This is a genomic window from Streptomyces sp. NBC_01260, from assembly GCF_036226405.1.
GTDB classification, from domain to species: Bacteria; Actinomycetota; Actinomycetes; order Streptomycetales; family Streptomycetaceae; genus Streptomyces; species Streptomyces laculatispora.
The window spans coordinates 2,866,577-2,890,595 of the sequence record NZ_CP108464.1 but is presented as its reverse complement, the minus strand read 5'-3'; the positions used below and the strand labels follow the sequence as shown (position 1 = coordinate 2,890,595).

Here is a 24,019-nt window from a genome sequence, read left to right as displayed (position 1 = left end):
CCCCTCGCAGGTCAGGAGATCCGAGAAACAGGACCTAGACCTCTCGTTCGGACCACGCCGGATCAGGGAGCGGGGCCGGGTGCGCGCCCAGCCCCGCTCCTTCTCCCCTGTGCCGTGCCGGTTCAGGCCGCCGACGCGCAGATGACGCTCCGGCCGTTGTTCACCGGCCAGTACCAGAACCGCCCTCCGTTCCCGGCCGGGCACGTCCAGTTCGTGTCCGCCGCGGGGGCCCGGTAGAACCCGGTGATCCGCAGGATCGACTGGCCGGCCAGTGGCACGCTCGTCGCGTCGCAGCTCAGCACCACCGTCAGATCGGCACTGGTGGCCCCCTGGACCTGCGCGGGGAAGCACTGGCCCACCCGGTACACCCGATCGAGGCAGAGCGTCCTCTCGACGCCGTCCTGACCCGACTTGTGCCACCAGGTGTAGCCCTGCCCCCGGTCGCACGAACCGGAGCCCCCGGCCGCGGAGGTGACGCGGCTGACGTGCATGAAGGCGTTCGAGGCCGCGCAGCCGACCCGGACCGGCGCACGGGCGCTCATGTTGCCGCGACCGTCGCTGTACACGTCGAGGCAGTCACCGGCGCGCACCGCGCGGAACGCCCGGTCCGTGGCGTCCGGGGTGGGGGACGGCGTGGGGGTGGGCGTGGGTGTGGGCGTCGGAGTAGGGGTGGGGGTCGGCGTCTGCTCGTCGGTGCTGCTGTCGGAGTCGTCCGTGGTGCCGCCGGGGTCATCGGTGCTGTCGGTGCCGCCGTCAGCCGTATGGGTGTCGAGCTCGCTGCCGGCCGTGGCGGAGCCGGAACCGGTGCTGCCGGAAGCGGTTCCGCCGACGCGCTCGCTCCCGGACATCTCCCAGGGCTGCCAGATGAGCAGCGCGATGACGACGGCTGTGGCGAGCAGCCAGCCACCGGCCTTGGAGCCGCCGGAGGAACCGGCGGGAGCGGGAGTGCGGCCGGCCGGACCCGGGGCGGGGGAGGAGGCGGTGGCGGCGCCGGGCGAGGCGGTGGGCGAGGTCGGACGCGGCTGTGCGGCACGGGCCTGTGCGGCGCGGGCGGCCCGCTCGGCGCGCGTCCGCTCGGCCTTCTCCCGCTCGGCCCGTTCCCGTTCGGCGTGCTGGGCCGCCTGCCGCTCGGCCTCCAGACGAGCGGCCTCCAGGCGGGCGGCCTTCGCGCGCTCGACCTCCGCGCGCTCCTGCTCGGCGCGCTCGGCCCGCTCCCGGCGATCGCGCTCGGCCCGCTCCCGCTGTTCACGCTCGAACTGCTCGCGTCGTTCCCGTTCGGCGTGCTCCGCGCGCTGCCGCTCCGCCAGCTCCGCGAGCACCGCCAGATCCTGCCGCGCGCGCTCGCGGCGGGCGCGGTCGCGGGCCGCCCGTGCCTCACGCGCCGGTGAGTAGACCAGCGTCGGGGGAGGCGCCTGGATCACGTTCGTCCGCTGATCGAGGGTCACCGCGGCCGGATCCGTGCGAGGGGCGTTCGTGAGCTCCAGGCCCTGGGCCGCGTACTCGCCGATCAGCGCCGTCCACCGCGGCGGCAGCCACCGGGCGCCGCCGTGCGTCGCCGGCAGGCCGGCCTGCTCCTCGCGGAAGCGGGCGAGCAGGTCGGCGGGCTTGGGGCGGTGGCGCGGAGCGACGGCCAGGCAGGGCCGGATCGTCGCGACCAGCTCCTTGGGCAGTCCGTCCAGGTCGAGTTCGCCGCGCTGGACCCGGGCCAGCAGCCGCAGGGTGTCGCCGTCCGCACGGTAGGGCGGCCGTCCGGTGGCCAGCAGGAACAGCGTCGCGCCGAGCGAGTAGACGTCGGAGGCGGCCGTCGACGGCTCGCCGCGCGCCTGTTCGGGCGAGGTGAAGGCGATCGTGCCGAGCGTGAGACCGGTGAGCGTGAGGTCACTGGCGTGCGAGATGCCGAAGTCGATCACCCGGGGGCCGTCCAGCGGCAGCAGTACGTTCTGCGGCTTCACGTCGCGGTGCACGATGCCCGCCCCGTGCAGGGTGACCAGGGCCTCAGCGGTGCCCGCCGCCACCCACCGTACGGCCGAAGCGGGCAACACCCCGCAGTTGCGGACCAGTTCGGAGAGCGGGGGCGCGGCGATGTAGTCGATGGCCATCCACGGCTGCCCGGCGTCCGGGTCGGCGTCCCGTACCCGCGCCGTGTACGCGCTGTCGACCCGCTGGGCGAGCGAAACCTCGCGGGCGAACCGCCGCCGGTCGACCTCGCTGACGTGCCCCTCGGCCAGCAGGGTCTTCACCGCGACGAGGCCCCGGCCGCCGTCCTGCGCGCCGCGGGCCAGATAGATCCGCCCCATGCCGCCGGACGCCAGCCGTCCGATCAGCCGGTACGGTCCGAGCGTCGCCGGATCGTCCGCCCCCAGAGTCCGAAGCCGCGCTCCGGCCATGTCACTCCCCCCGTCGCACCACCACCGTGCCTCACAACGGTGCCACGAGGACGCGCGGACAGCCATGGAATGTGCCAAGTCCCGGACACTCTGTTGCGGGCCCGCGACAGAGTGTCCGGGGCGGCGCCGGGCCATGACGCGCAGCAGCGCCGCCGGGGGAGCGGCGGCACTGCTGGTCATGGATGCCGGGCGGCGGACGGCCGTTGGGGGACGGCGCACACCGGGTCCGGCCGGTGGCTGACGTGCCCGAATCGCTCCGGGCGCCGGTTACGGCAGGCCGTGCACGTGCGGGCCGACCGCGTTCGACCAGGCGTTGCCCGACTTGGCGTCCCAGTTGGTCGACCAGGTCATCGCGCCGCGCACACCGGGGTAGGTCTTCGACGGCTTGAAGCTGCCGCAGCCGGTGCCCTTGGCCAGGCAGTCCAGGGCCGCGTTCACGACCGAGGGGGACACGTAGCCGCTGCCCGCGCCACTGGTGGAGGCGGGGACACCGAGGCCGACCTGCGACGGGTCGAGGCCGCCCTCCAGCTGGATGCAGGCCAGCGCGGTGAGGAAGTCCACCGAACCCTGCGAGTAGACCTTGCCGTCGCAGCCGAGCATCGAACCACTGTTGTAGTACTGCATGTTGACGACGGTCAGGATGTCCTTGATGCCGAGCGCCGTCTTGAAGTACTCACCCGCGGTCGACTGCATGTCGATGGTCTGCGGTGCCATCGTGATGACGAGACCGGAGCCCGCTTTCTGCGACAGCGAGCGCAGCGCCTTCGTCATGTACGTGGAGTTGACGCCGTTCTCCAGGTCGATGTCGACGCCGTTGAAGCCGTACTCCTGGATGAGCGAGTAGACGGAGTTGGCGAAGTTGGTCGCGGAGGCGTCGCTGTTGACCGAGACCGAGCCCTTCTCACCGCCGACCGAGATGATGACGTTCTTCCCGGCCGCCTGCTTCGCCTTGATGTCGGCCTTGAACTGGTCGACGGTGTAGCCGTTCAGACCCGCCGAGTCCAGGTTGAAGGTGACGGCGCCGGGCGTCGTCGTGGCGTCGGCGAAGGAGACCGCGATGATGTCGTAGTTCGCGGGTACGTCGCTGAGCTTCTGCACGGTCGCGCCGTTGTTGAAGTTCTGCCAGTAGCCGGTGACCGCGTGCTTGGGCACCGAGGTGGACGGGATGCCCGGGTCGGTGCCGCCGCCGACGGCCGTACGGCCGCTGACGGCCGCGGACTTGACGGACTCACCGGCCGCGTTGGTGGCGGTCACCGTGAACTGGTACGCGGTGTTGGCCGCGAGTCCGGTGACGGTCGCCGAGTTCCCGGTGGCGGTGGTGGCCTTCGCGCCGTCCTTGTAGACGGTGTAGCCGGTCGCGCCGGACACCGCGCCCCAGGACAGCGAGACGGAGGAGGACGTGGTGGCGCCGACCGCGAGACCGGCCGGGGCGGCGGGGATCGCCGGGCCGGGGTCGGTGCCGCCGCCGCCGTCGGGGCCGCTGACCGAGAGGTCGTCGGCGAAGTACGCCGCCTGGCCGTACCAGCCGTGCGTGTACACGGTGACCGAGGTGGTGCTCGCCCCGGTCTTGAAGCTGGTCGAGAGCTGGGACCAGCTGCTGGAGCCGGGGGACCAGGTGGACACGTCGGTGGTTCCGGTGCCGCTGACGCCCAGGTAGGCGTACCCGCCCTGGACCCAGGAGCTGAGCGCGTAGGTCGAGTTGGGCTTCACCGCCACGGTCTGCGTGCACTTGGCGTTGTCCTGGCCGGCCGGGGTCGCCTTGAGGGCCGAGGTGCCGCCGTGCACGGGGGAGGAGACGGTGGCGCCGGAGCCGCCGGAACACGTCCAGTTGGCGAGGCCGGACTCGAAGCCCGCGTTCTTGGCGACGTTGACGTCGGCGGCCTGCGCGCTGCTGACGAGACCGGTGACGCTCAGGGCGCCCGCGGCGACGACCGCCACGGCGGCGCCCAGTCCCTGGCGGGTGCGGCGCCGTCTGCGGCTGGTTACGGGGGAACGTTCCACTTGCTGCCTCCGTGGGGGAGTTGGGGATGGCGGGGGAGCGACACGGGGATGAAAGGGGGTGTGGAATCGAGGAACGGTGGCCACCGCTGGCCGATAAACTGGTCCAGACCAATCAAGTTGTCAAGACCTCTGGCAGCGACGGCCGCATGGGACGTCTCCCCGGGGCGCGGCGGTGCGGGCGTGAGCTGCCCGTACACATGCGGGCGGTGCGCCAACAGCCCGTGCTTCGCCCACGCGTTATCTGCACCCGCCCCGCACGGCACACGCACACGCCGCCCGCGTGAGGATGGCAACCGGCGGACCGATGCGAGCGACCCCTCACGGGTGACGTGGGCAACATGGCCGGACAGTAACGACTTTCGGCCACACCAATATGGCGCGAACATGCCAAAATCTACATTGACGTGGGCAAATGAATTTCAACGGACCGGAAATGGGAATGCCTGACAGTAACCCTCCGCAGTGGTACAGAAGTTAACAACTTTCGGTTTGGTCCGATTTCGTACGTGAGTGTTGGGTGGCTGATGCAAGGGTGTTGCCGTACCGGGTTCCGCTGGGTGTTCTCTGCCGTGTAGGACGCGGTTAAAGTGCTGGAGCAGAAGCTGAGGCAGAAGCACGGAGCAGGAGCGATTGCGGCCGACGTCATGGCGACGCCGGCCGGAGCCGAACGGGGAACAGCGTGCCGACCGCAATAGCAGTGACCAGCGCTGATCTGGTCCTACCGCCGACCGATCAGCAGACGCCGACAGCAGCCCTGCTGCAGGCGCCCGACGCCCAGGCGATGGACCTGGCGATCGGCGACATGCACCTGATGCTGGAGCAGCACGGGTATGTGATCGCCGTCTATCCGACGGGCATCGCCCTCGCGCACGAGCGGCGACTTCACGCCGTCCGGTCCGTGCTGGAGAGCGATCGCATCGCGCTGCTCAAGGTGGATCTGCCGCCACTGGGAGTCGCTGTGCTGGTCAGGCAGTTGCGGCAGCTGTCCATCTGTGACTTCAGCCCCGGAGTGGTTGCCTCCTCCGCGCGGCTTCTCTCCCATTACATCCATGCGGGCGCCCTGCTGAACTCGGTGACCAAGCTCGACCGCGTCCCCGTCAGCCTGAAGACGCACGCCAAGTCCTGGGTCCCCGGCTCCCAGTTCGCCGTACTCGCGGGACCGAACCCCCAGCTCGTCAAGGTCGGCCCGAACGCGGAGCCGCTGGCCGGGCCGGATTTCGGTACTCATCTGCTGGTCGCCAAGGGTCAGTTGCAGTCCGAGTGGGTGCAGCAGACCCTGGCGCCCGCCTGGAAGGTGCAGGCGATTCAGGACGCAACGCTGCCCGCCGATTCCTCCCGATGGTGGGGAACCGGGAAGTTGATCGAATTCGCGGCTTTCCTTCCGGATATCTCCGTCCTGTACCAACTCGTTTCCTCAGTAAGGCGAGAGACCTGCCACTGGTGCGGAATGGAGCTGATCGGTGATCGTTGCGGGTTCTGTTCCTCACCGCTTCCCGCTACCGAGAACCGAATTCCGTCGTCCGGTGTCCTGAACCATGGAGCGCCTGCACCGCCACGGTCGTAGCAACCGCGGATTCCTCCTCCGCGGACGCCCTCGCGGTCCGGACACCGTCCGTGCCGCACACCCGGCTCAGCCCGCTCTCCAGACAACAGCCCGAACCGTTCCCACAGCCCCCGCGCATTCTTCTGTCCGCTGCCCCACGCATCCGACCCGAACGAGGTTGTCCGGCCCATGAACTCCCGCCAGCGCCGCGGCGTGATACTCCTGCTCCTCTCGGTCCTGTGCGCCTTCGGCGCCTTCGCCGGAGTGCTCTCGGTGATCAGCGACGTGAACTCGAAGGTCGGACCCGAGGTCTCGGCCTACAAGCTGAAGAGCGACGTCGCACCCTTCACCAACTTGACCCCGGACAAGTTCGAGAAGGTCTCGATGCCGAAGCGGTGGCTCTCCTCCAACGCGGTGACCGACCTCTCCGAGGTCAACGGCAAGATCGCCCTCACCACGCTCAAGGAGGGCTCGCTGCTCCAGTCCGACATGATGGAGTCGCGTCCCGCCCTGCAGCCCGGTGAGCAGGAGATCGCGATCATGATCGACGCCGCGACCGGCGTCGCGGGGAAGATCACCTCCGGTGCCACGGTCAACGTCTACGCCACGTTCGCGGGCGAGCGCGAGGGCGAACCGGCACAGTCGAAGGTCATCGTCTCCAACGCCAAGGTCCTGGACGTCGGCAAGCTGACCGCCCTGGACCCGAGCAGCGACGGCAAGGGCAGCCAGGCCACCGAGGCCGTTCCGATCACCTTCGCCCTCAACACACTCGACACCCAGCGCATCGCGTACGCGGAGTCGTTCGCGGAGCACGTACGCCTCGCGCTCATCGCCACCGGCAGCGACAGCAGTATCCGTCCGGGCGACCGCACCTACACGCTCAACAAGGACAAGTGAGGATTGCATGACCACGAGGATCCTCCCGGCCGTCGGTGACGCCGACGCGGCCAGATCCGTCACCACCCTGCTCAGCCAGCTCCCCGACGCGGAGCCGGCCGCTCCGGTCGGCGACTCGACCCAGCTCATCGACACGCTCGCGCGCCTCGCGGGCGAGTCCCTCGACGAGCTGCCCGAGGTCGTGCTGGTCCACGAGCGGATCGGTCCGGTGCCGGCCCTGGAGCTGATCCGGGAGGTATCCCTGCGCTTCCCCGCCATCGGGGTCGTGCTCATCACCGCCGACGCGAGCCCCGGCCTGTTCTCCGCGGCGATGGACTCCGGCGCACGTGGCCTGGTCACGTTGCCGCTGAGCTACGAGGAACTGGTCAACCGGGTCCAGTCGGCCGCCCAGTGGTCCGTCGGAGTACGCCGGCACCTCGGCGCCGGCGGCGACGTCTTCACCGGGCCCGGCGGCACCGTCGTGACGGTCAGCGGCGCCAAGGGCGGGGTCGGTGCGACGGTGACCGCCGTGCAGCTCGCCCTGGCGGCGCAGGCCTCCGGCCGGACCGTCGCGCTGGTCGACATGGACCTCCAGTCCGGGGACGTCGCCTCGTATCTCGACGTCCAGTTCCGGCGCTCGATCGTGGACCTGGCGGCGATCACCGACATCTCGCCACGCGTCCTGTCCGACGCCGTGTTCAGCCACAGCACCGGAATCGCGCTGCTGCTGGCGCCCGGTGACGGTGAACGCGGCGAGGAGGTCAGCGACCGGTCCGCCCGGCAGATCGTCAGCGCGCTGCGCTCGCGGTACGAGGTCGTGCTCATCGACTGCGGCGGCCAGATGAACGGCGCCAACGCCGCGGCCATCGAAATGGCGGACATCGCGCTGCTGGTCACGACGCCGGACGTGATCGCGGTACGTGGCGCGAAGCGCATCGTACGGATGTGGGACCGGCTGCAGATCCGCAAGGCGGAGGAGACGACGACAGTCGTCAACCGCTTCAACCGCAACACCGAGATCCAGCCGCCGCTGATCCAGAAGATCACCGGCACCCGCATCGCCGGCACGGCAATTCCCGCGAATTTCAAGGAACTTCAAGGTGTCGTCGATGCCGGGCGGATGCATGAACTCGACCCGAAGAGCATCGTGAAGCAGGCACTCTGGGCTCTGGCGGGAGAACTCGGCATCGTCCGTGCCGCCGAGAGCTCGGACAAGAGCGGCGGAAAGTACCGAAACGATCGAGGCTCGATCGGCCGCGCGCGCAGGCGCGGCGATTCCACGGGCCGTGGCAAGACCGACTGAGGGGGCAGGTTGATCCATGGCAACCACGGAGATGGCGGACACCCGGATAGGCAGGGGGCGTGACCGCGACCGCGGACAGACCGCGATCGAATTCGTCGGGGTTACGCCGCTGATCATTCTGCTGCTCATTGCGCTCTGGCAGTGCGCCCTGATCGGCTACACGTTCAGCCTGGCCGGCAATGCGGCGGACGTGGGGGCGCGGGCGGGGTCAGGGTCAGCCGGGAATCCGGAGACGGACTGCATCGAAGCAGCGAAGGAGGATCTGCCTGATGCCTGGGCGCGTGCGGCTCAGCCCGACTGTGGACCAGAGCGAGGCCTGTACCGGGCCAAGGTGACGTTGTCGGTGCCGGTACTGGTCCCGGGTGTACTCAACTTCCCGTTCGAGGTCGAGGGCGATGCGGCCTCGGTGCTGGAGGGCTGACTGATGGAACGGGCCACAGACATGAGCCGCCGCGACCGCGGTCAGGTCGCCATCGAGTACATGGGGTTCATTCCGCTGCTCCTGCTGGTCGGCCTCTGCGCCATCCAGCTTGGGGTCGCGGCGTACACGGCAAACCAGGCAGGCACTGCCGCGCGGGTTGCTGCCCGTACGGCCAGTCACGACCGTCCGGAGCTCTGGCCTGAACAGGCAGGTGAACGTGCGATCAGCAGCTGGCTTTCGGACGGCCTGACCTGGAAGACATCGGGTGGAGACGACGAAGTGACGTACACGGCCAGAGTCGAGATCCCCAGTGTCATCCCCGGTCTGTCATGGGGAAAGGCCACACGCAGCTCCACCATGCCCCGCGACTGATATCGGCCTCATCCCCACCCGCCCCCACACCGCACCACCGGCAAGCCGGACCTAGGAGTCAGCGAAATGAGCCTGCGGGCACGCATCACCGCCCCCGAGGAGCACGGTGGGGGGCGGGAGGACGGCCACATGGTCGCCTCCTACCGGGCCAAGCTGCTTGAGGAGATCGACCTCGCGGAGATGTCCTCGCTGGCCGCCGCCGACCGGCGGGCCCGCCTGGAGCGCGTACTCGGGCACATCATCAGCCGCGAAGGCCCGGTCCTCTCGACCCTCGAACGCTCGCAGCTGATCCGCCGGGTCGTCGACGAGGCCCTCGGCCTCGGCATCCTGGAACCACTTCTCGAAGACGCGTCCATCACCGAAATCATGGTGAACGGACCGGACCAGATCTTCGTCGAGCGCAGCGGCAAGGTCGAACAGCTCCCGATGCGCTTCGGCTCGCACGAACAGCTGATGCAGACCATCGAGCGCATCGTGTCGACCGTCAACCGGCGCGTGGACGAGGCGAACCCGATGGTTGATGCCCGCCTCCCCAGCGGCGAGCGTGTCAACGTGATCATCCCGCCGCTCTCACTGACCGGCGCGACGCTCACCATCCGACGGTTCCCGCGGGCCTTCACCCTCCAGGAGATGATCGACTTCGGCTCGCTCGACGAGCAGATGCTGATCCTGCTCTCCGGCCTCGTCCAGGCCAAGCTCAACATCATCGTCTCCGGCGCCACCGGCACGGGCAAGACGACCCTGCTCAACGCACTGTCCGGACTGATCCCGAACAACGAGCGCATCGTCACCATCGAGGACTCCGCCGAGCTCCAGCTCCAGCAGAACCACGTGATCCGGCTGGAGTCCCGCCCGGCGAACGTCGAAGGAAAGGGCCAGATCAGCATCCGCGACCTGGTCCGCAACTCCCTGCGTATGCGCCCCGACCGCATCGTCGTCGGTGAGGTCCGTGGCGGTGAATCGCTCGACATGCTCCAGGCGATGTCGACCGGTCATGACGGTTCCCTCGCGACCGTTCACGCGAACAACGCCGAGGACGCGCTCATGCGTCTGCAGACCCTCGCCTCGATGTCCGAGATCAAGATCCCCTTCGAGGCGCTGCACGACCAGATCAACAGCGCGGTCGACGTGATCGTCCAGCTCACCCGGCATGCCGACGGTGGCCGAAAGATCACCGAGATCGCGATCCTCGACTCGCACGGCCGCGACAACTACCGCATTGTCAGCGTGGCTCGCTTCATCCCCCAGCCGATGGCCGCCGACGGGCGGATCTACGGCCAGTTCCAGTACCTTCCGCTTCCGCGCAAGATCGCCGAACGGCTCTATATGGCCAGCCAGCCCATTCCCCAGGCGTTCGGTGTCGCCTCGTCCGACGAACAGCTCGCCACCCGAGAGGCCAAGTAGGTACCGCGCCATGACCAATCTCCCCCTTCTCACGATCGGCGTCACACTCGTCTGCGGCGTACTCGGCGTTGTGGGCCTGCACACATACGCCGGCGGCAAGGCCGACCGCGACGCCCTCGTCGACCGCCTCTCGCACACGGGCCGGGTACCGGCCGCAGGACGCCACCGCCGCTTCCAGGGCGTCGACCGCAGGCTGCGCAAGACGAGTCTGGGCCGCAAGATCGAGCTGAAGCTCGCGGCCACCGGGCTGGAGATCACGCCGGGCGAGTTCTTCGTCTACGCACTGGTCGCCATGGCCGGTCTGTGGCTGACCGCCTCGTCGATCCTGGCCTCCTTCTTCGGCCCGGTGGCCGCCCTCATTGGTCTCTGGGGCACCAACGCCTTCTTGAACTGGCAGCGGACCAAGCGCACCGACCGCTTCATCAATCAGCTTCCCGAGCTCTCCCGCATCCTCGCCAACGCCACCCAGGCCGGACTGGCCCTGCGTACCGCGCTCGCCATGGCAGCGGACGAGCTGGAGGACCCGGCAGGCGAGGAACTCGCCCGTGTCGCACGCCGTCTCGGAGTCGGCGAATCGCTCGACGACGCTCTGAGTGAGCTGACCGAGCGGTTGCCGTCCCGTGAACTCGTCGTCCTCGTCACGACGCTCGTCCTGTCCAACCGGGCTGGCGGTACGGTCGTCAGCTCCCTGCGCAACCTCACGGAGACGCTGGAGGAGCGCAAGGAGACCCGGCGCGAGGTCAAGACCCAGCTGTCGCAGGTGACCGTCACGGCGTACGCCGTTCCGGGCTTCGGCTTCGGCGCCATGCTCCTGATGAACGCCGTGATGCCGGGCGCACTGGACCGTATGACCGGCGCACTGGTCGGCCAAGCCGCGGTCATCGTCTCGCTCATCCTGTACGCGATCGGATTCATAGTGATCCGCCGCCTGTCCCGTATCGACGTCTGAGGGGGAGGAGCGGACATGGACCTGTTGCTCGCACTCGTTATAGGTCTCGCTGTGTACGGAGCGATCGCCGGCATCCGGATGTACCGAGCCGACGCCAAGCTCCCCGGCGACCTCGCCATCGCCCTGGAGGTCGGCTCCACCCGCACCAGCGCGGTCGGCTCCGGCATCGACCGGATGGGCATGCGGTGGGCCCCCGCGGTGCTCAGGATGATGGGCCCCAAAGCCGTCAACAAGAAGCGCCGTCAGATCGACATGGCTGGTAACCCCGGCGGGCTCACCATCGACCGGTACGCCGCCCGCCGTGCCGTCTACGGAGCGCTCGGTGCGTTCGGCGCACTGTCGATGCTCATGCGCGGTCAGGTCTTCCTCGCCGTTCTGCTCCTCGCCTTCGGTGCCTTCTGGGTCGAGGTCGGCATCTGGTCGGCCATCCGGGTCCGCAAGGACCACATCGAGCGCACGCTCCCCGACTTCCTCGACGTCCTCGCGGTCGTCGTCTCGGCGGGCCTCGGATTCCGTCAGGCGCTGGAACGTGTCGCCGAGAAGTACGAGGGCCCCTGGGCCGACGAACTGCGCATCACCCTGCGCCAGATGGACATGGGAGTCAGCCGCCGTCAGGCCTTCGAGGAGCTCCGTAAACGGAATGACTCGGAGCAGGTGGCGATGTTCGTGACGACACTCCAGCAGGGCGAGGAACTGGGTGCGCCGATCGTCGAGACGCTGATCCAGATCGCCAACGACATGCGCCGTACGGATGCCCAGAACGCCCGCAGGAAGGCGGCCAAGGCCGTCCCGAAGGCGACCTTCGCGGTCACCTCCTTCCTGCTTCCGGGCACCTTGGTGCTCCTGACGGTCGGATTCGTGTACGGGGCCAACGTCGACTTCTCATTCCTCGGCGGATGACACGCACGACGGGGATGATGAGCAGCACGAGCAGGGGGAGGTGACAGGCGCATGGCATTTCAACTCAGCGACTCACAACCGGGACTGACGAGCGAGGTGCGCCAGGCACTCGCCAATCCAGGCGCCCAGCCGGCCTTCGCGATCCAGCTCAACGCGCTTCAGGCCATGTGCCGTCAGGTCTTCGGATTCCGTCTTGCGATGACGGCCATAGCGACCCCGTTCGCCGTCGACCGCACGGCACCGGGTCTCGCGACCTGGCTGATCGGCGCGGCCATCCTCGTCACCTTCATGGGCTCCTACGTCCTCTTCCGGGACTGGGAGCGCTTCGGCCCACTGTTCCTGCGCCACCGCTGGCTGCTCGGCGTCGACGCCACCTTCGGCGCCCTGCTGCTGATCACGGCCACGCCGGAGTCCACCCTGGCATACGTGACGGTCTGCACGCCGCTGCTTGCGGGTCTGGTCTACGGATGGCGGGGTGCGGCGGCATTCACCGCACTTCAGACGCTGATCATCTTCGGCGTCTACGGGACTGACCCGCAGCTGGAGGCCGGTGAGGCGACCGCGCTGCTCCTCCCCGGATTCTGTGTGATCGCCGGGGCCGTCGGTGTCACCCTGCGCAATCTGCTGCTCCGCTTCGGCACGGCAAGTCAGGCCCTCACGGAGACCAGAGCGCGGCTCGCGGTCAACGAGGCCGTCGAGGGAGAGCGCACCCGGCTGGCCCGCGAGATGCACGACTCGGTCGCCAAGACCCTCCACGGGCTGGCACTCGCCGCCGACGGTCTGGCCCACTCGTCGGACCGGATGGACCCGCTCACGGTCAAGCACCAGGCCGAACTGGTCGCCCGGTCGGCCCGTCGGGCGGCAGCGGAATCACGCGAACTCCTGTCCGACCTCCGCAGGGAGTCGGGCCTGGACGGCGGCGTGGACATAGTCGGCGAACTCCGCGCCCGCGCTGACGACTTCACACGCCGCCACGGCCTCACCGCCACCTTCAGGACCCTCAATGAGATTCCGGTCCCGCCAGTACCCCAGGTGGTCGGCCGCCAGCTCCTCACCATTGCCTCCGAGGCGATGGAGAACGCGCAGCGCCATGCCCACCCCTCCTACGTGGTCGTCCTGGCCGGAGTGAAGGGCGATGTCCTGCGCGTCAGCGTGTACGACGACGGGCAGGGCCTCCCCGCAGGCACCACGCTCGACGACCTCAAGCGGGCCGGCCACTTCGGCCTCGTCGGCATGGTCGAACGCGCCGCGTCCATCGGTGCCCGTATCCGCATCGGCAAGGGCAAGGCGGCCAAAGGCACGGAAGTCCGCCTGGAGTTGCCGTTGGCGGCCGTGTCCCAAGCACCATCCGTACAGCAGTTCAACTAACCCACTCCACACCGTCCCCCCACAGAGTCTGAGAGGAGGTCGCAGAATGCCGGACGACATCTCGCACGCCTCGGGCCAGAACTGGGAAGCACAGCATCACGCCTCCCAGCACACGTCCTCGCACGCCACGCCCATCAATTCGGAATCCAGCTCCCCAGGATTCCCCGCTCCGCAGCAAACCGCGGCATCCGGAGCCCTGCCCGCCTTCCCACCCGCCCCCGACCTGCCGGCCCCCGGACCGTTGAGGGTCGTCGTCGCCGACGACAACCCCGTGGTTCGGGCCGGCCTCGGTGCCCTGCTCTCCGGCCGCGAGGACATCGAGGTCGCGGCCGAGGCCGCGGACGGCCGTCAGGCCTATGACATGGCCTTGCAGCACCGTCCGGACGTCGTCCTGCTCGATGTCCGGATGCCCGGCGTGGACGGTATCTCCGCCCTGCCTCACCTGGTACAGGTTGCACCCGTGATGATGCTGACCTACAGCCGCGAGAGCGAGATCGTCCATGAGGCGCTGCGCCTGGGCGCGAGCGGCTATCTGGTCCACGGCGAGTTCACGGCGAACCAGCTCGTGCAGGCAGTACGCGATACGAAGAGCGGCCGCGCGCACTTCACGGCCACGGCGGCCAACGCGCTGCTCGCCCACATGCGGCAGGGCCCCGGACCGCAGGGCACACCGCTTCCGGAGGGACTCGGGTCCGCCCTGACCACGGGTGTGCCCTACCAGGTCCCCGGCTACGACAGTCATGGCTCCGGCCATGTGCCTGGGCCAGGCGTGCTGCCGCAACACGGTGCGTATGCACAGATGCCCCCGCCGGGCATGGCATCGTCGATGCCTCCACCTGCGGCGCAACCACCTCAACACCAGCAAGGTCTTTCGCATGTGCAATCGGGTGTGGCACAGTCTTCTGTATCCGGGGGGCCCGGCATGGCCCAGAACAAGCAGCAGTACGGGTTGAGTTCGAGGGAGGTGGAGGTCATGGAGCTGATCGCGTCGGGAATGAGCAACCAGCAAATCGCCGCCACCTGCTTCATCAGCGAGAAGACTGTGAAGAACCACATCAACCGGATCTTCACCAAGCTGCACAGCGGCAGCCGCAGCGAGGCAATCGCCCGATGGCTTGGAACGGCGCCCGCCTCGGGTCCCGGTGCACAGGGGGGCAGGTAGCCGTGTCGGAGCGGGGGAGTCGGCGAGACGTCGTGGGTACGAGCGCGGGTGTGGGCGGCGTAATGAGCGAGAGTCCGGGGGTTCAGCATCGGTCCTGCAGGGCCCATGTGGTGGATTGGGCCCGGGAATGGGTCCTGGGGCCCTCTGGCGGGCATGGTGTTCCGCCGTATGTTTCTCATGTCGCAAACGGCACCGGCCAGGAGGAAGCCGGTAACGGGTGTGACAGCGAAAGAACTTGTGAGTCGACCGGCAAACGGTCGGCCGAATCTGGAGGGGAACACCATGTCGAACATCACCCTGAAGACCGCCGTCAACACCCAGATCCGCGTGGCCGGCTGGGCCAACACCGCCGTCTCCAAGATCCAGAAGCGCTACGAGACCGCGGACCGCGGCCAGACGGCCTTCGAGTACCTCGGCATCATCCTGGTGGTCGTCGCGATCATCGGTGGCATGGTGGCCTCGGGCATCGGCGGGGCGATCACGGGCCGTATCACCAAGCTGGTGGACCAGATCAAGGCGGGCTAATGGCCGCGAGGGACCGCAGCGACGCAGGGCAGGCCTTCCCCATCTACATGATGATGGTGGTGGGCCTGCTCTTCCTCGCGTTCGCGTTCTTTGCTGTTGGTCAGGCTTCCGCTACGCGCAATGGAGCTCAAGGCGCAGCCGACGCTGCCGCGCTTGCGGCTGCCCAGACCGCCCGTGACGGGCTTGGTCCTCCGTTCCTGGAGGCTCTCCGGACCCCCGACGGGCTGGAGGAATTCCTGGAATTCCACCAGTACGGCTGGGACGGTTGCAACGAGGCCCAGATACTCGCGTCCGACAATCGTTCGGATCTTGAGGGGAACGACCGCGTCCCTCGAGGGTGCCACTGGGTCCCCGGGTATCTGCAGGACAAGGTCACAGCCAGAGTCAAGACCCGCTACACCGTCGGCGACTCTCTCCTCCCCGGTACGGAGAACGAGCACGCCACAGCGACGGCAACGGCAGTGATCAAGTTTCGGTGCAGCTCGAAGCCTGCCCCCGAAGTACCCGATCCGGGTCAAGGCGACGACAAGGGCAAGGACGGCTCGAAGGACACACCCGGTCCTGTTGCATTCAGTTGTGGCGGACGGAACGTCACCATCGACCTGAGTGACAGTGACCCCCTGGCTGGCCTGATGAAGTTGCTCTTTGCCGTGCACCTGATCGACGACTGACAGCGAACGACGAGTAAAGGATTCTGAACCCATGAGCATTCGGCGCACCACAAAGTCCCGAAGGGTTGTAGCGGCTGCTTCGATGGTGGCCGCTCTGGCCTTCGTCGTCAGCGGTTGCGGCGGCGACGACGGTGTAGAGACGAAGGACCCAGGTTCGTCGTCCAAGACCTCGGGCGGGGACAAGGGAGCAAAGCAGGACACCGCCGCCGGGGACCAGGTGGACCCGAATGTGAAACTCGCACAAGTCAACGGTGACAAGGGCATGCTGCTGGTCATCAACGAAGTGAAACGTGACTCTGGTGGGTTCGTCACCGTGCAGGGAGAACTGACGAACAAGGGTGACACCCCTGTGAACCCGTCCGCTTGGGCCGGCGCCGAGACCACCATCGTGAACAGCAATCTCAACTCTGTCGGTGGCGCGACGTTGGTGGACAAGACGGGTAAGAAGCGCTACTACATCCTCCGTGACACCGATGGGCGGTGCCTCTGCACCACGGACATGTCGGCAGTCCAGCCCGGCAAGTCCACCCCTGTATTCATGCAGTTCCCGGCGCCGCCGAGTACGACGACTGAGGTTGACTTCACCCTGCCGACGTTCGCGACCACTTCGCTGAAGATCTCTGGGTGATGGCTGAAATGACTTACACATCTCTGCGTCAGTCAAGGCAGGTTGCAGGAAAAGTATTTGCTTCTGCCCTCCTGCTGTCTTGTGTGTCGGTCCTCGGTGCGCCAGCGGCTCAGGCGGATGAAGGTCCGAGTGTGCCTCCGGGAACGGAAGTTTCGGAGAAGCCACCGGTAGACCTGGACGGGAATGATCCCGATCTCAAGATGCCAGAGGGCAGCAAGCTCGCTCCGGCCAGAGTCCTCGACATCATCCAGGTGGTTGAGGACGAGGGGGGTCAGGAGCGTCGCGAGGATACGAACGCGAACATCAAGTTCGCGTTGCAGTCCGAGGTCCTTTTCGGTAAGGACAGCGCCAAGCTGAGCGGCGCGGCCAATTCCCGTATCTCGGCCATCGCCGACGAGATCAAGAAGCAGAAGGCCACGAAGGTCAGGATCTTCGGGTTCACCGACGACCTCGGTTCCTCCGAGCACGGCGACGTCCTGTCCAAGCAGCGTGCCGAATCGGTGAACACGGTGTTGTCCAAGGAACTCGGTTCGAGCATCACCTTCGAGATCCGCGGCTACGGCGAGGAGTACCCGATCGCCGACAACAGCACGGAAGAGGGCCGGAAGAAGAACCGTCGCGTGGAGGTCTCCTTCCCGCGCGGCAGCTCTTCCTGACCCGACCTGAACGCAGCAGGGCTGTAGGGTCTCAAAACTCGCTGCATAATCTCAGTGAGAATTGCACGGCGGCGGCATTTATGCCGTCGCCGTGAGACTCGCAGGTCGGAGCGTCACCTATTCGGGTGACGAGAACGGTGATCTATCCCGCCTGCGTTCGCTGCGCTGGCACCTTGGCTGCACAGAAAGTTGATCTGTGGCTGGGGGGTGTGCGGTGGGGGAATTCGCTGCGTCTGTGAGCGTCCGTCCCGAGGGGCGCGCGGTGGTCGAGGACCGGGCCTGGAGCGAGGTGCCCGTCGAGCTCCTTGCATCGGCGACGCCGTGGCGAACGTTCCGCTGGTTCAAGGGGCAGAAGCACTACTCAGGAATCTATTGGTCGGCGACGACGAACGACCACGTGATCTACGAGTCACGGCTGGAGTTGGCACGCCTGCTCTTCGCCGATTTCGATCCCTCTGTACGCCACATTGTGGCCCAGCCGTTCCTGCTGAAGGCGGCGCTGGAGGGGAAGGTCCGCAAGCACATCCCGGACTACTTGCTGATCACCGGACAAGGGCCCGTAGTAGTAGACGTCAAGCCGCTGCGTCGCGTGTCCAAGCCCGAAGTGGCCTTCACCTTCGACTGGACCCGCAGAGTGGTGGAGTCGCGCGGCTGGCAGTACGAGGTCTGGAGCGAGCCTCCACCAGCGGAGTTGGAGAACATCCGTTTCCTGGCCGGCTATCGGCGGTCCTGGCTGTTCGGCGCCGATCTCCTGGCCGAGCTGCGTGGTGTCGATCTCGATGATGTTCGGCTGGGGCAGATCGCGAGCCGGATTCCGGGATACGCGGAGCAGCAAGTGCGCTCTGCTGTACACCACTTGCTCTGGACTCACGAGCTTCTCGTAGACCTCGACCGCCCGCTCCGCCCGTCCCGAGTCTGCCGGAGGTCGGCATGAGCGACGCTGGAGCACGGGTCGGAGTCGGTACGCGGTTCCGCTACGACGGGGAGACCGTCGAGGTGGTGCAGATGGCTGCGACCACGGCAGGCAATGAAGTGGTCCTGAAGAATGGCAGGGGACGGCTGCTGCGACTGTCGCTCGCGGAGTTGCTGTTCTCCGATCGGGCGGCCGTCATTCCTGATGGGCCGGGCCCGTCGGCCGACGACGACGTAGAGATCGCGTCCGTGGTGCTGGGGCAGCTGGGGACGGCGGATCGGGCGAAACTCCTGGAGCGGTCCGAGCACGTGCGAGAGATCATCACAGGGTTCCGGTCAGGTAGTTCAGAGCTGGCACGGGAGGGAGAGCCCCGCCAGGAGTACACCTCGGACCGGTCCTGGGAAGCCCGGTACGCGGCAAAGGCCTCCGAACTGGGGGTGTCTCTTCGTACGGTGAAGCAGTGGGTCGCCGACTTCCGCAGCCATGGCGAGGCCGGTCTGGCGCCGAAGAAGGGGCTGGCCCGCCGATCGCAGGCGAAGACGGATGAGCGGTGGGTGGAAACCGCGTTGGAGGTGATGGTCGAGCACACCGGGGAGTCGAAGCCGTCGCGGACGATGGTGATCGAGAGGACGCGGGCCCGGGTGATCGCGCGGTTCGGGGCGGACGTGGTGAAGCTGCCCAGCCGGGCGACTGCGTTTCGTCTCCTTGAGGATCTGGAGCGGCAGCATCCGCTGTTCCGGCTGAGTACGAAGCGGAACCGGGACATCGCGGACCGTCCGGACGGGGTGTACGGGAAGCTGCGGCCGACGCGGCCGGGTGAGTACCTGGTGATGGACTCCACGCGACTGGACGTTTTCGCATTCGATCCGGTCACGCTGAGGTGGCTGCAGGCCGAGCTTTCGGTAGGCATGGACTGGTACACGCGATGCATCACCGGGATTCGGATCACGCCGGTCTCCACGAAGGCGGTGGATATCAGTGCGGTGCTCTATCAGTCGTTCCGTCCCCGTCCAGCGGGGCGTGACTGGCCGCGGCACGCGGTCTGGCCCGAGCACGGCATTCCGCGAACGGTCCTGGTGGACGTCGAGGCGGCCGAGGGGCCGGGGTTCGCCTCGCCGGCGCTGGTTCCGGAGACGCTGGTGGTTGACCACGGCAAGGTCTACGTCTCGGAGCATCTGACCAGTGTCTGCCGTCGGTTGGGGGTGTCGGTGCAGCCTGCGAGGCTGCGGACAGGCAGGGACAAGGGGCCCGTGGAGCGGTATTTCCGGACCCTGCGGGAGGGGCTGTTGCAGGCTCTCCCGGGCTACAAGGGGCCGGACATCCACTCTCGGGGCGAGAGCCCGGAGGACGACGCGTTCTTCTTTCTGGACGAGCTGGAGGAGATCGTCCGGGAGTGGACCGCCACGGTGTACCACTGTCGGCCGCACGCGGGGCTGGTCGATCCCGGAGTACCGGGGCTGCGGCTGTCACCTGCCGCGATGTTCGAGCACGGCATGGCCAGGGCCGGCTATATCGAGGTACCCCGGGACCGGGACTTGGCCTTCGAGTTCCTGCGGACCGAGTGGCGCACCATCCAGCACTACGGCGTCGAGATCGGCCGTCGCCGCTACAACGGGCCCGCGCTCAATCCGTACCGCAATGCCAAGAGCCCTCACCGGGGCCCGGCCGAGGGCAGTTGGCCCTTCCAGGTGGACCCCGATGACATCACCCGGATCTACTTCCGTGATCCAGCCGATCGCCGCTGGCACCCACTGATCTGGGAGCACGCGCCGTCGGCCGATATGCCACTGAGCGAGGACGCGCTGGCGTTCGCCCGGAAGCTGGCCGCGGCGAAGTACCGCTACCCCGATGACCGACTGGCCGTCGCCGATCTGCTGGAGCGCTGGAACCTCGGTCTGGGAACCTCGATCGCCGAGCGGCGGATGGCATTGCGGCTGTCGCGGGAACAGGCGGGCATCGAATTGCCGGAGACCGAGGGCGCGACGGATCCGGTCGTCTCGCTGCCCTCCGTACGCAAGGCACTGGGGGAGGGATTGTCCGAGCCGGTCGCAGCGGACCCGGAGGCCGTGGCCGAAGCCGGCGATGACGACGCTGCCGATCTCGAAGACCTCACCGACGAGGACGACTTCTACGCCGATGCCCTGGAGGACATGTGAGCCCTGTTGCCGGACTGTCGAACCCAGGCAACTTGGCTCTGTCGAAGAAGGAGGACTTCAAGGCGTTCGCCGACGCGCCCCGGCGACAGCAGCCCGAGGCGCTTACGCGAAAGCAGCTCAAGGAACTCGGCACGCAGGCGCGGGCTGAGTACGACCGGTCACGACGCGAATGGCATGCCAACCTCGGGCCGATCAAGACCCCGCAGCTGGTCGAACTGCACGAGGACCTGTGGGACATCACTGACAGCAACTTGCAGGACGGCGACAAGGCCAAGGGAGCGGTGGCCATCGATGCCTTTCCCGGGCTGGGCAAGACCACATCGGTCCTGGCCTTCCTGCGCGAGTTCCACCGCAGAGAGATCGCCGAGAAGGGCGAGTTCACCGAGCATGGGCACGAGCGGTGGCCGGTCTGCCGGGTCGGGCTGACCGGCAACACCGGAATGAAGGACCTCAACCGGGCCATGCTGGAGTTCTTCGAGCATCCGGGCCGATCTCGTGGCACCACCGTCCAACTCGGCCGACGGGCTCTGGACTGCATGCTGTCCTGTGAGGTCCGCGTGCTTGCCCTTGACGACCTGCACTTCCTCAAGTGGGGGAAGACGAGCGGCATCGAGGTCAGTAACCATCTGAAGTGGATCGCCAACGAGTTCCCCGTGACCCTGCTGATGGTCGGGGTCGGACTGGCCGACAAGGGTCTCTTCAGCGAGGGATCCGCAGCGGGGGACACTGCGCTGGCCCAGACGGGCCGCCGTACCACCCGGCTGGACGTGCGCCCCTTCACGATCACGAACGAGATGGGGCGGCGAGAGTGGAAGCAGATGCTCTTGGCGCTGGAACGGCGCATCGTCCTGACGGACAAGTACCCCGGGATGCTCGCCAACGACCTGTCCGACTACCTCTTCTCCCGCAGCACTGGCCACATCGGCTCACTCATGACACTGATCAACCGTGGTTGCCAGCGGGCCGTCCGCAGCGGCAGCGAGTGCCTGGACAAGGAACTGCTCGACCGTGTGAAAAGCGACGAGGCGTCCGAGAACGCCCGGCGTGAACTCGAAGCAGCCCTGGAAGCTCGCCGTCTGACCAGCCGCCCCCGGTCACGCCAGTCCGCATGAGGAATTCCCCGGGGACGTTTCCCATCAGGATCAAGGCGCTACCAGGTGAGGCGCTCGACTCCTGGCTCGAGGCACTCGCACACCGCCTTCACACACCCCTTGGCGATGTTCTCAGCGGCCTGGGGCTGCACGCGCTCGATGATGAACTCCCGGTCGGCAGCACCTCGACCGAGATCCTGACCAGGCGCCTCACCTCGGGCATGGCCGCGTCCATCGCCGAGGCCACTGGTACACCCGTCGAGACCCTGCACGCGATGACCCTGGCCCATTACGACCAGCGGGTTCTGGACCTTGACCCCCGCTCTGGCCTGGTGCTCAATGCGACGCGCTGGGGAAAGGGCACTGGCGCGCGTTTTTGCACGGACTGCCTGGCCGAATCGGGGGGACGCTGGCAGCTGAGCTGGCGACTGGGCTGGTCGTTCGCCTGCATCAGGCACAACCGGCTGCTGGCCGACCACTGCCCTCAGTGCCGAGGCCTACAGAGAACCCGGGCTACGGCCACCCGCGAGATCCCGCACCCCGGGCGTTGCCCGAACACTGTGCAAGCGGTCAGCTCCGCTCCCGGCCGACGACGATGCGACGCCGATCTCGCCCAAGCGGCCACCCCGCTCCTCGACGCCGACCATCCCGTACTGGACGCACAGCGGCTCGTGTACGCGATCGCCGACTCCGGCACCACAGCCCTCGGCCCCTACGCTGACCACCCGCGATCCGCACTCGAAGCCCTCGCCGACCTGCGAGCGCTCGTTGGGGAGATCCTCCTCCACGCTCCCCGCCAAACCCTGGCCGAACGACTACCCACGGACCTCCCCATCAGCGCCGACGAGTTGAACGCCGTCTTCGCCCCGTCCAACGTCGGCACTCAGCCTCGTTTGGGGATGCATAGCCCGAAGAGCGCTGCCATGACTGCAGCCGGTGTCGTCCTCGCAGTGAAGATCCTGACCCGACCGGACATCCAGCAAGCCGGCACCGCTGCACGTTGGATCACCCAAGGCGACGACCGCGAATCTCGCCTGTCACTCGGTCGAAGGCTCCTCGCCCCATGGGGCAGGGGCACCACCGAAACCCTCCGTGCGATTCAGCTCGCGACCGTCGGCCCTCAGCTCCAGGCCGTCTACCAGCTCCGGTACCGCGTTCAGGCCCCCCGTCCAGGCACTCAATTGCACGACGTTCCTGCCCGGCGTCTCCGCTCACTTCCGGCCGCACTCTGGCCCGAACTTGCCCTACCCCTCGTACCGCTCGAGCTCCACGACTACCGGATCATGAGGCCGGCCCTGTCCTGTCTCCTCGGACTTGTCGGCAACCGCCAGTCCATTGACGTCATCGCCGAACGCCTGGGCAAGGCCACGACCGGATTCATGGCTTCCCGCCTGCTCGGTCACCTGCGAGAGCATCAGCAGTGGCCGGATATCCAAGCCGCACTGATCCACATTGCGGACTACTTCGACACCCACCCGGCCCCGATCGACTACCAACGGCGCCAGCGCATCGACTACAGCCTCCTGCTCCCCGATGAACAGTGGGCCGATATCGCTAGAGAATGCGACGTCGTCCGCGGCACGGGCACGCTTGCCCGGCTCTTCAGGAGCTACCTGTTCCTGCGTATCAGTGGCCTGCCAGCCCGAATGGCACCACCCACCTGCACCCCTGAGAACGACTCGGCCCGCGCCCAACACGCCATGCGGTACCGACGGTTGACGCCGGAACTCCTCGCGCATCTCGACCATGCGGCCGAGGAGTTCCTACATCGCAACCGCATCACCGACGAACCAGTGACCTGGTACCCGCCGGACAATCTCCTCCACGACCTCAGCCTGCCCGGACATCACCCCTCCGAGATCGACATCAAGGAACTGCACAGGCTGATCCGCCACGAAGAAATGACGGCCACCCAGGCCGCCGCCCGCCTGCATACGACGATCGACGTCGTGCGCTGCCTCCTTGACCGGCACCCGGCACCCGATACAAGCGAGCGACGCTCGTGGCCCGCCCCCGTCTCCGATGCCGTCCGTGCAGCCCTTGACCCAGCCACCTTCACGCGGCTCTACATAGACCAGCGGATGTCTCTGCGCGCCATCGGGGAGCTCTACGGCGTCAAGGCCGACGTGATCAGAGGTATCGCCGACAAGTACAGGATCCCGATCCGCGCTCCGAAGGAGTACCGGCACCGTCAGGAGATCACTCGCGAATGGCTCCACGAGCAGTACGTCACACGCCGTCGCACCCTCGCTGACATCGCTGAAGAGACCGGCATGACCATGTCGAACGTCGCCAAGTGGGCCAGGATGCACAAGATCCCCTTGCGTCCTCGCGGCGGCGCAAGCCATGACGAGAGCCTCCGCATCGAGGACAAGGCCAGGGAGGCTCCCCGCTTGCTGCAACCCGCACTCAACGGCCTTGCCGCCGAAGAGCGACTCCTGCGTTTCGTGAAGGCTTCCGCCTACCCCACCCTCGGCGTGGCAGCCCGGGACATGGGGGTCAACGGGCCCACCCTCGTCACTCAGATCAACCGGCTGGCCCGCGAACTGGGTGGCCCACTGCTCGAACGAGCCGAACGAGGCCGCCCCATGAGACTCACGCCACTCGGCAAGCGGGTCGTCAGGGCCGCGATGGACTGGCTACCCAAACCCTGACACCGATGTCCTTCGGCAAGCGCCGTCGCCAGGAGCGAA

The 24,019-nt window shown here is 67.5% G+C and carries 20 protein-coding genes; 18 read left to right on the top strand and 2 right to left on the bottom strand.

What is annotated here, in order from left to right; all coding sequences use genetic code 11:
• Positions 1-122: 122 nt before the first annotated feature.
• Together OG322_RS12420 and OG322_RS12415 are read right to left on the bottom strand one after the other, a co-directional pair.
• Positions 123-2,387: a serine/threonine-protein kinase gene (locus OG322_RS12420; protein WP_329306409.1), complete on the bottom strand. Its 2,265-nt coding sequence runs from the start codon at positions 2,385-2,387 to the stop codon at positions 123-125.
• A gap of 267 nt (positions 2,388-2,654) precedes the next feature.
• Positions 2,655-4,388, bottom strand: a complete 1,734-nt coding sequence (locus OG322_RS12415; protein WP_311316955.1) for a chitinase — start codon at positions 4,386-4,388, stop codon at positions 2,655-2,657.
• A gap of 697 nt (positions 4,389-5,085) precedes the next feature.
• Here OG322_RS12415 and OG322_RS12410 point away from each other — a divergent pair.
• From OG322_RS12410 to OG322_RS12325, 18 genes are all read left to right on the top strand, one after another.
• The gene (locus OG322_RS12410; RefSeq protein WP_123461301.1) at positions 5,086-5,952 is read left to right on the top strand and encodes a hypothetical protein; all 867 of its coding nucleotides are present in this window, start codon (positions 5,086-5,088) and stop codon (positions 5,950-5,952) included.
• 168 nt (positions 5,953-6,120) lie between these two features.
• Positions 6,121-6,828, top strand: coding sequence for a Flp pilus assembly protein CpaB (cpaB, locus tag OG322_RS12405; protein ID WP_123461302.1), 708 nt, complete (start codon positions 6,121-6,123; stop codon positions 6,826-6,828).
• Between the two features lie 7 nt (positions 6,829-6,835).
• On the top strand, positions 6,836-8,110 hold the full coding sequence (locus OG322_RS12400; RefSeq protein ID WP_124284894.1) for an AAA family ATPase: 1,275 nt from the start codon (positions 6,836-6,838) through the stop codon (positions 8,108-8,110).
• Between the two features lie 16 nt (positions 8,111-8,126).
• Complete coding sequence (locus OG322_RS12395; RefSeq protein WP_124284895.1) at positions 8,127-8,531, top strand: TadE/TadG family type IV pilus assembly protein; 405 nt, start codon at positions 8,127-8,129, stop codon at positions 8,529-8,531.
• Between the two features lie 21 nt (positions 8,532-8,552).
• Positions 8,553-8,903, top strand: a complete 351-nt coding sequence (locus OG322_RS12390; RefSeq protein WP_241200113.1) for a TadE/TadG family type IV pilus assembly protein — start codon at positions 8,553-8,555, stop codon at positions 8,901-8,903.
• A gap of 66 nt (positions 8,904-8,969) precedes the next feature.
• Entirely contained in the window at positions 8,970-10,307 is a 1,338-nt protein-coding gene (locus OG322_RS12385) for a CpaF family protein (protein WP_124284897.1), read from the top strand.
• A gap of 10 nt (positions 10,308-10,317) precedes the next feature.
• Entirely contained in the window at positions 10,318-11,256 is a 939-nt protein-coding gene (locus OG322_RS12380) for a type II secretion system F family protein (RefSeq protein WP_124284898.1), read from the top strand.
• Between the two features lie 15 nt (positions 11,257-11,271).
• Positions 11,272-12,156, top strand: coding sequence for a DUF5936 domain-containing protein (locus tag OG322_RS12375; RefSeq protein ID WP_124284899.1), 885 nt, complete (start codon positions 11,272-11,274; stop codon positions 12,154-12,156).
• A gap of 51 nt (positions 12,157-12,207) precedes the next feature.
• Positions 12,208-13,524: a sensor histidine kinase gene (locus OG322_RS12370; protein ID WP_124284900.1), complete on the top strand. Its 1,317-nt coding sequence runs from the start codon at positions 12,208-12,210 to the stop codon at positions 13,522-13,524.
• 46 nt (positions 13,525-13,570) lie between these two features.
• Positions 13,571-14,686: a response regulator transcription factor gene (locus OG322_RS12365; protein ID WP_124284901.1), complete on the top strand. Its 1,116-nt coding sequence runs from the start codon at positions 13,571-13,573 to the stop codon at positions 14,684-14,686.
• 282 nt (positions 14,687-14,968) lie between these two features.
• On the top strand, positions 14,969-15,211 hold the full coding sequence (locus OG322_RS12360; protein ID WP_124284902.1) for a hypothetical protein: 243 nt from the start codon (positions 14,969-14,971) through the stop codon (positions 15,209-15,211).
• Positions 15,211-15,882: a pilus assembly protein TadG-related protein gene (locus tag OG322_RS12355; RefSeq protein WP_124284903.1), complete on the top strand. Its 672-nt coding sequence runs from the start codon at positions 15,211-15,213 to the stop codon at positions 15,880-15,882. The genes OG322_RS12360 and OG322_RS12355 overlap by 1 nt, the downstream gene beginning before the upstream one ends.
• Positions 15,883-15,913: 31 nt before the next feature.
• Positions 15,914-16,510 (top strand): hypothetical protein, encoded by a 597-nt coding sequence (locus OG322_RS12350; protein ID WP_124284904.1) that lies wholly within the window; start codon positions 15,914-15,916, stop codon positions 16,508-16,510.
• 8 nt (positions 16,511-16,518) lie between these two features.
• Complete coding sequence (locus OG322_RS12345; RefSeq protein WP_329307730.1) at positions 16,519-17,166, top strand: OmpA family protein; 648 nt, start codon at positions 16,519-16,521, stop codon at positions 17,164-17,166.
• Between the two features lie 235 nt (positions 17,167-17,401).
• Entirely contained in the window at positions 17,402-18,100 is a 699-nt protein-coding gene (locus OG322_RS12340) for a TnsA-like heteromeric transposase endonuclease subunit (protein ID WP_329306408.1), read from the top strand.
• On the top strand, positions 18,097-20,235 hold the full coding sequence (locus OG322_RS12335; RefSeq protein WP_124284905.1) for a helix-turn-helix domain-containing protein: 2,139 nt from the start codon (positions 18,097-18,099) through the stop codon (positions 20,233-20,235). The genes OG322_RS12340 and OG322_RS12335 overlap by 4 nt, the downstream gene beginning before the upstream one ends.
• Before the next feature lie 32 nt (positions 20,236-20,267).
• Positions 20,268-21,347 carry an ATP-binding protein gene (locus tag OG322_RS12330; RefSeq protein WP_241200114.1) on the top strand — a complete coding sequence of 360 codons (1,080 nt, stop codon included), beginning with the start codon at positions 20,268-20,270 and terminating at the stop codon, positions 21,345-21,347.
• The gene (locus tag OG322_RS12325; protein ID WP_329306407.1) at positions 21,344-23,980 is read left to right on the top strand and encodes a TniQ family protein; all 2,637 of its coding nucleotides are present in this window, start codon (positions 21,344-21,346) and stop codon (positions 23,978-23,980) included. The genes OG322_RS12330 and OG322_RS12325 overlap by 4 nt, the downstream gene beginning before the upstream one ends.
• The last annotated feature ends 39 nt before the right edge of the window (positions 23,981-24,019 follow it).

Excerpts from the sequence above, each read along its gene's own strand:
- OG322_RS12420 (WP_329306409.1), bottom strand. The coding sequence starts at position 2,387 with ATGGCCGGAGCGCGGCTTCGGACTCTGGGGGCGGACGATCCGGCGACG.
- cpaB (WP_123461302.1), top strand. The coding sequence starts at position 6,121 with ATGAACTCCCGCCAGCGCCGCGGCGTGATACTCCTGCTCCTCTCGGTC.
- OG322_RS12400 (WP_124284894.1), top strand. The coding sequence starts at position 6,836 with ATGACCACGAGGATCCTCCCGGCCGTCGGTGACGCCGACGCGGCCAGA.
- OG322_RS12395 (WP_124284895.1), top strand. The coding sequence starts at position 8,127 with ATGGCAACCACGGAGATGGCGGACACCCGGATAGGCAGGGGGCGTGAC.
- OG322_RS12390 (WP_241200113.1), top strand. The coding sequence starts at position 8,553 with ATGAGCCGCCGCGACCGCGGTCAGGTCGCCATCGAGTACATGGGGTTC.
- OG322_RS12385 (WP_124284897.1), top strand. The coding sequence starts at position 8,970 with ATGAGCCTGCGGGCACGCATCACCGCCCCCGAGGAGCACGGTGGGGGG.
- OG322_RS12380 (WP_124284898.1), top strand. The coding sequence starts at position 10,318 with ATGACCAATCTCCCCCTTCTCACGATCGGCGTCACACTCGTCTGCGGC.
- OG322_RS12375 (WP_124284899.1), top strand. The coding sequence starts at position 11,272 with ATGGACCTGTTGCTCGCACTCGTTATAGGTCTCGCTGTGTACGGAGCG.
- OG322_RS12370 (WP_124284900.1), top strand. The coding sequence starts at position 12,208 with ATGGCATTTCAACTCAGCGACTCACAACCGGGACTGACGAGCGAGGTG.
- OG322_RS12365 (WP_124284901.1), top strand. The coding sequence starts at position 13,571 with ATGCCGGACGACATCTCGCACGCCTCGGGCCAGAACTGGGAAGCACAG.
- OG322_RS12360 (WP_124284902.1), top strand. The coding sequence starts at position 14,969 with ATGTCGAACATCACCCTGAAGACCGCCGTCAACACCCAGATCCGCGTG.
- OG322_RS12355 (WP_124284903.1), top strand. The coding sequence starts at position 15,211 with ATGGCCGCGAGGGACCGCAGCGACGCAGGGCAGGCCTTCCCCATCTAC.
- OG322_RS12350 (WP_124284904.1), top strand. The coding sequence starts at position 15,914 with ATGAGCATTCGGCGCACCACAAAGTCCCGAAGGGTTGTAGCGGCTGCT.
- OG322_RS12345 (WP_329307730.1), top strand. The coding sequence starts at position 16,519 with ATGACTTACACATCTCTGCGTCAGTCAAGGCAGGTTGCAGGAAAAGTA.
- OG322_RS12335 (WP_124284905.1), top strand. The coding sequence starts at position 18,097 with ATGAGCGACGCTGGAGCACGGGTCGGAGTCGGTACGCGGTTCCGCTAC.
- OG322_RS12325 (WP_329306407.1), top strand. The coding sequence starts at position 21,344 with ATGAGGAATTCCCCGGGGACGTTTCCCATCAGGATCAAGGCGCTACCA.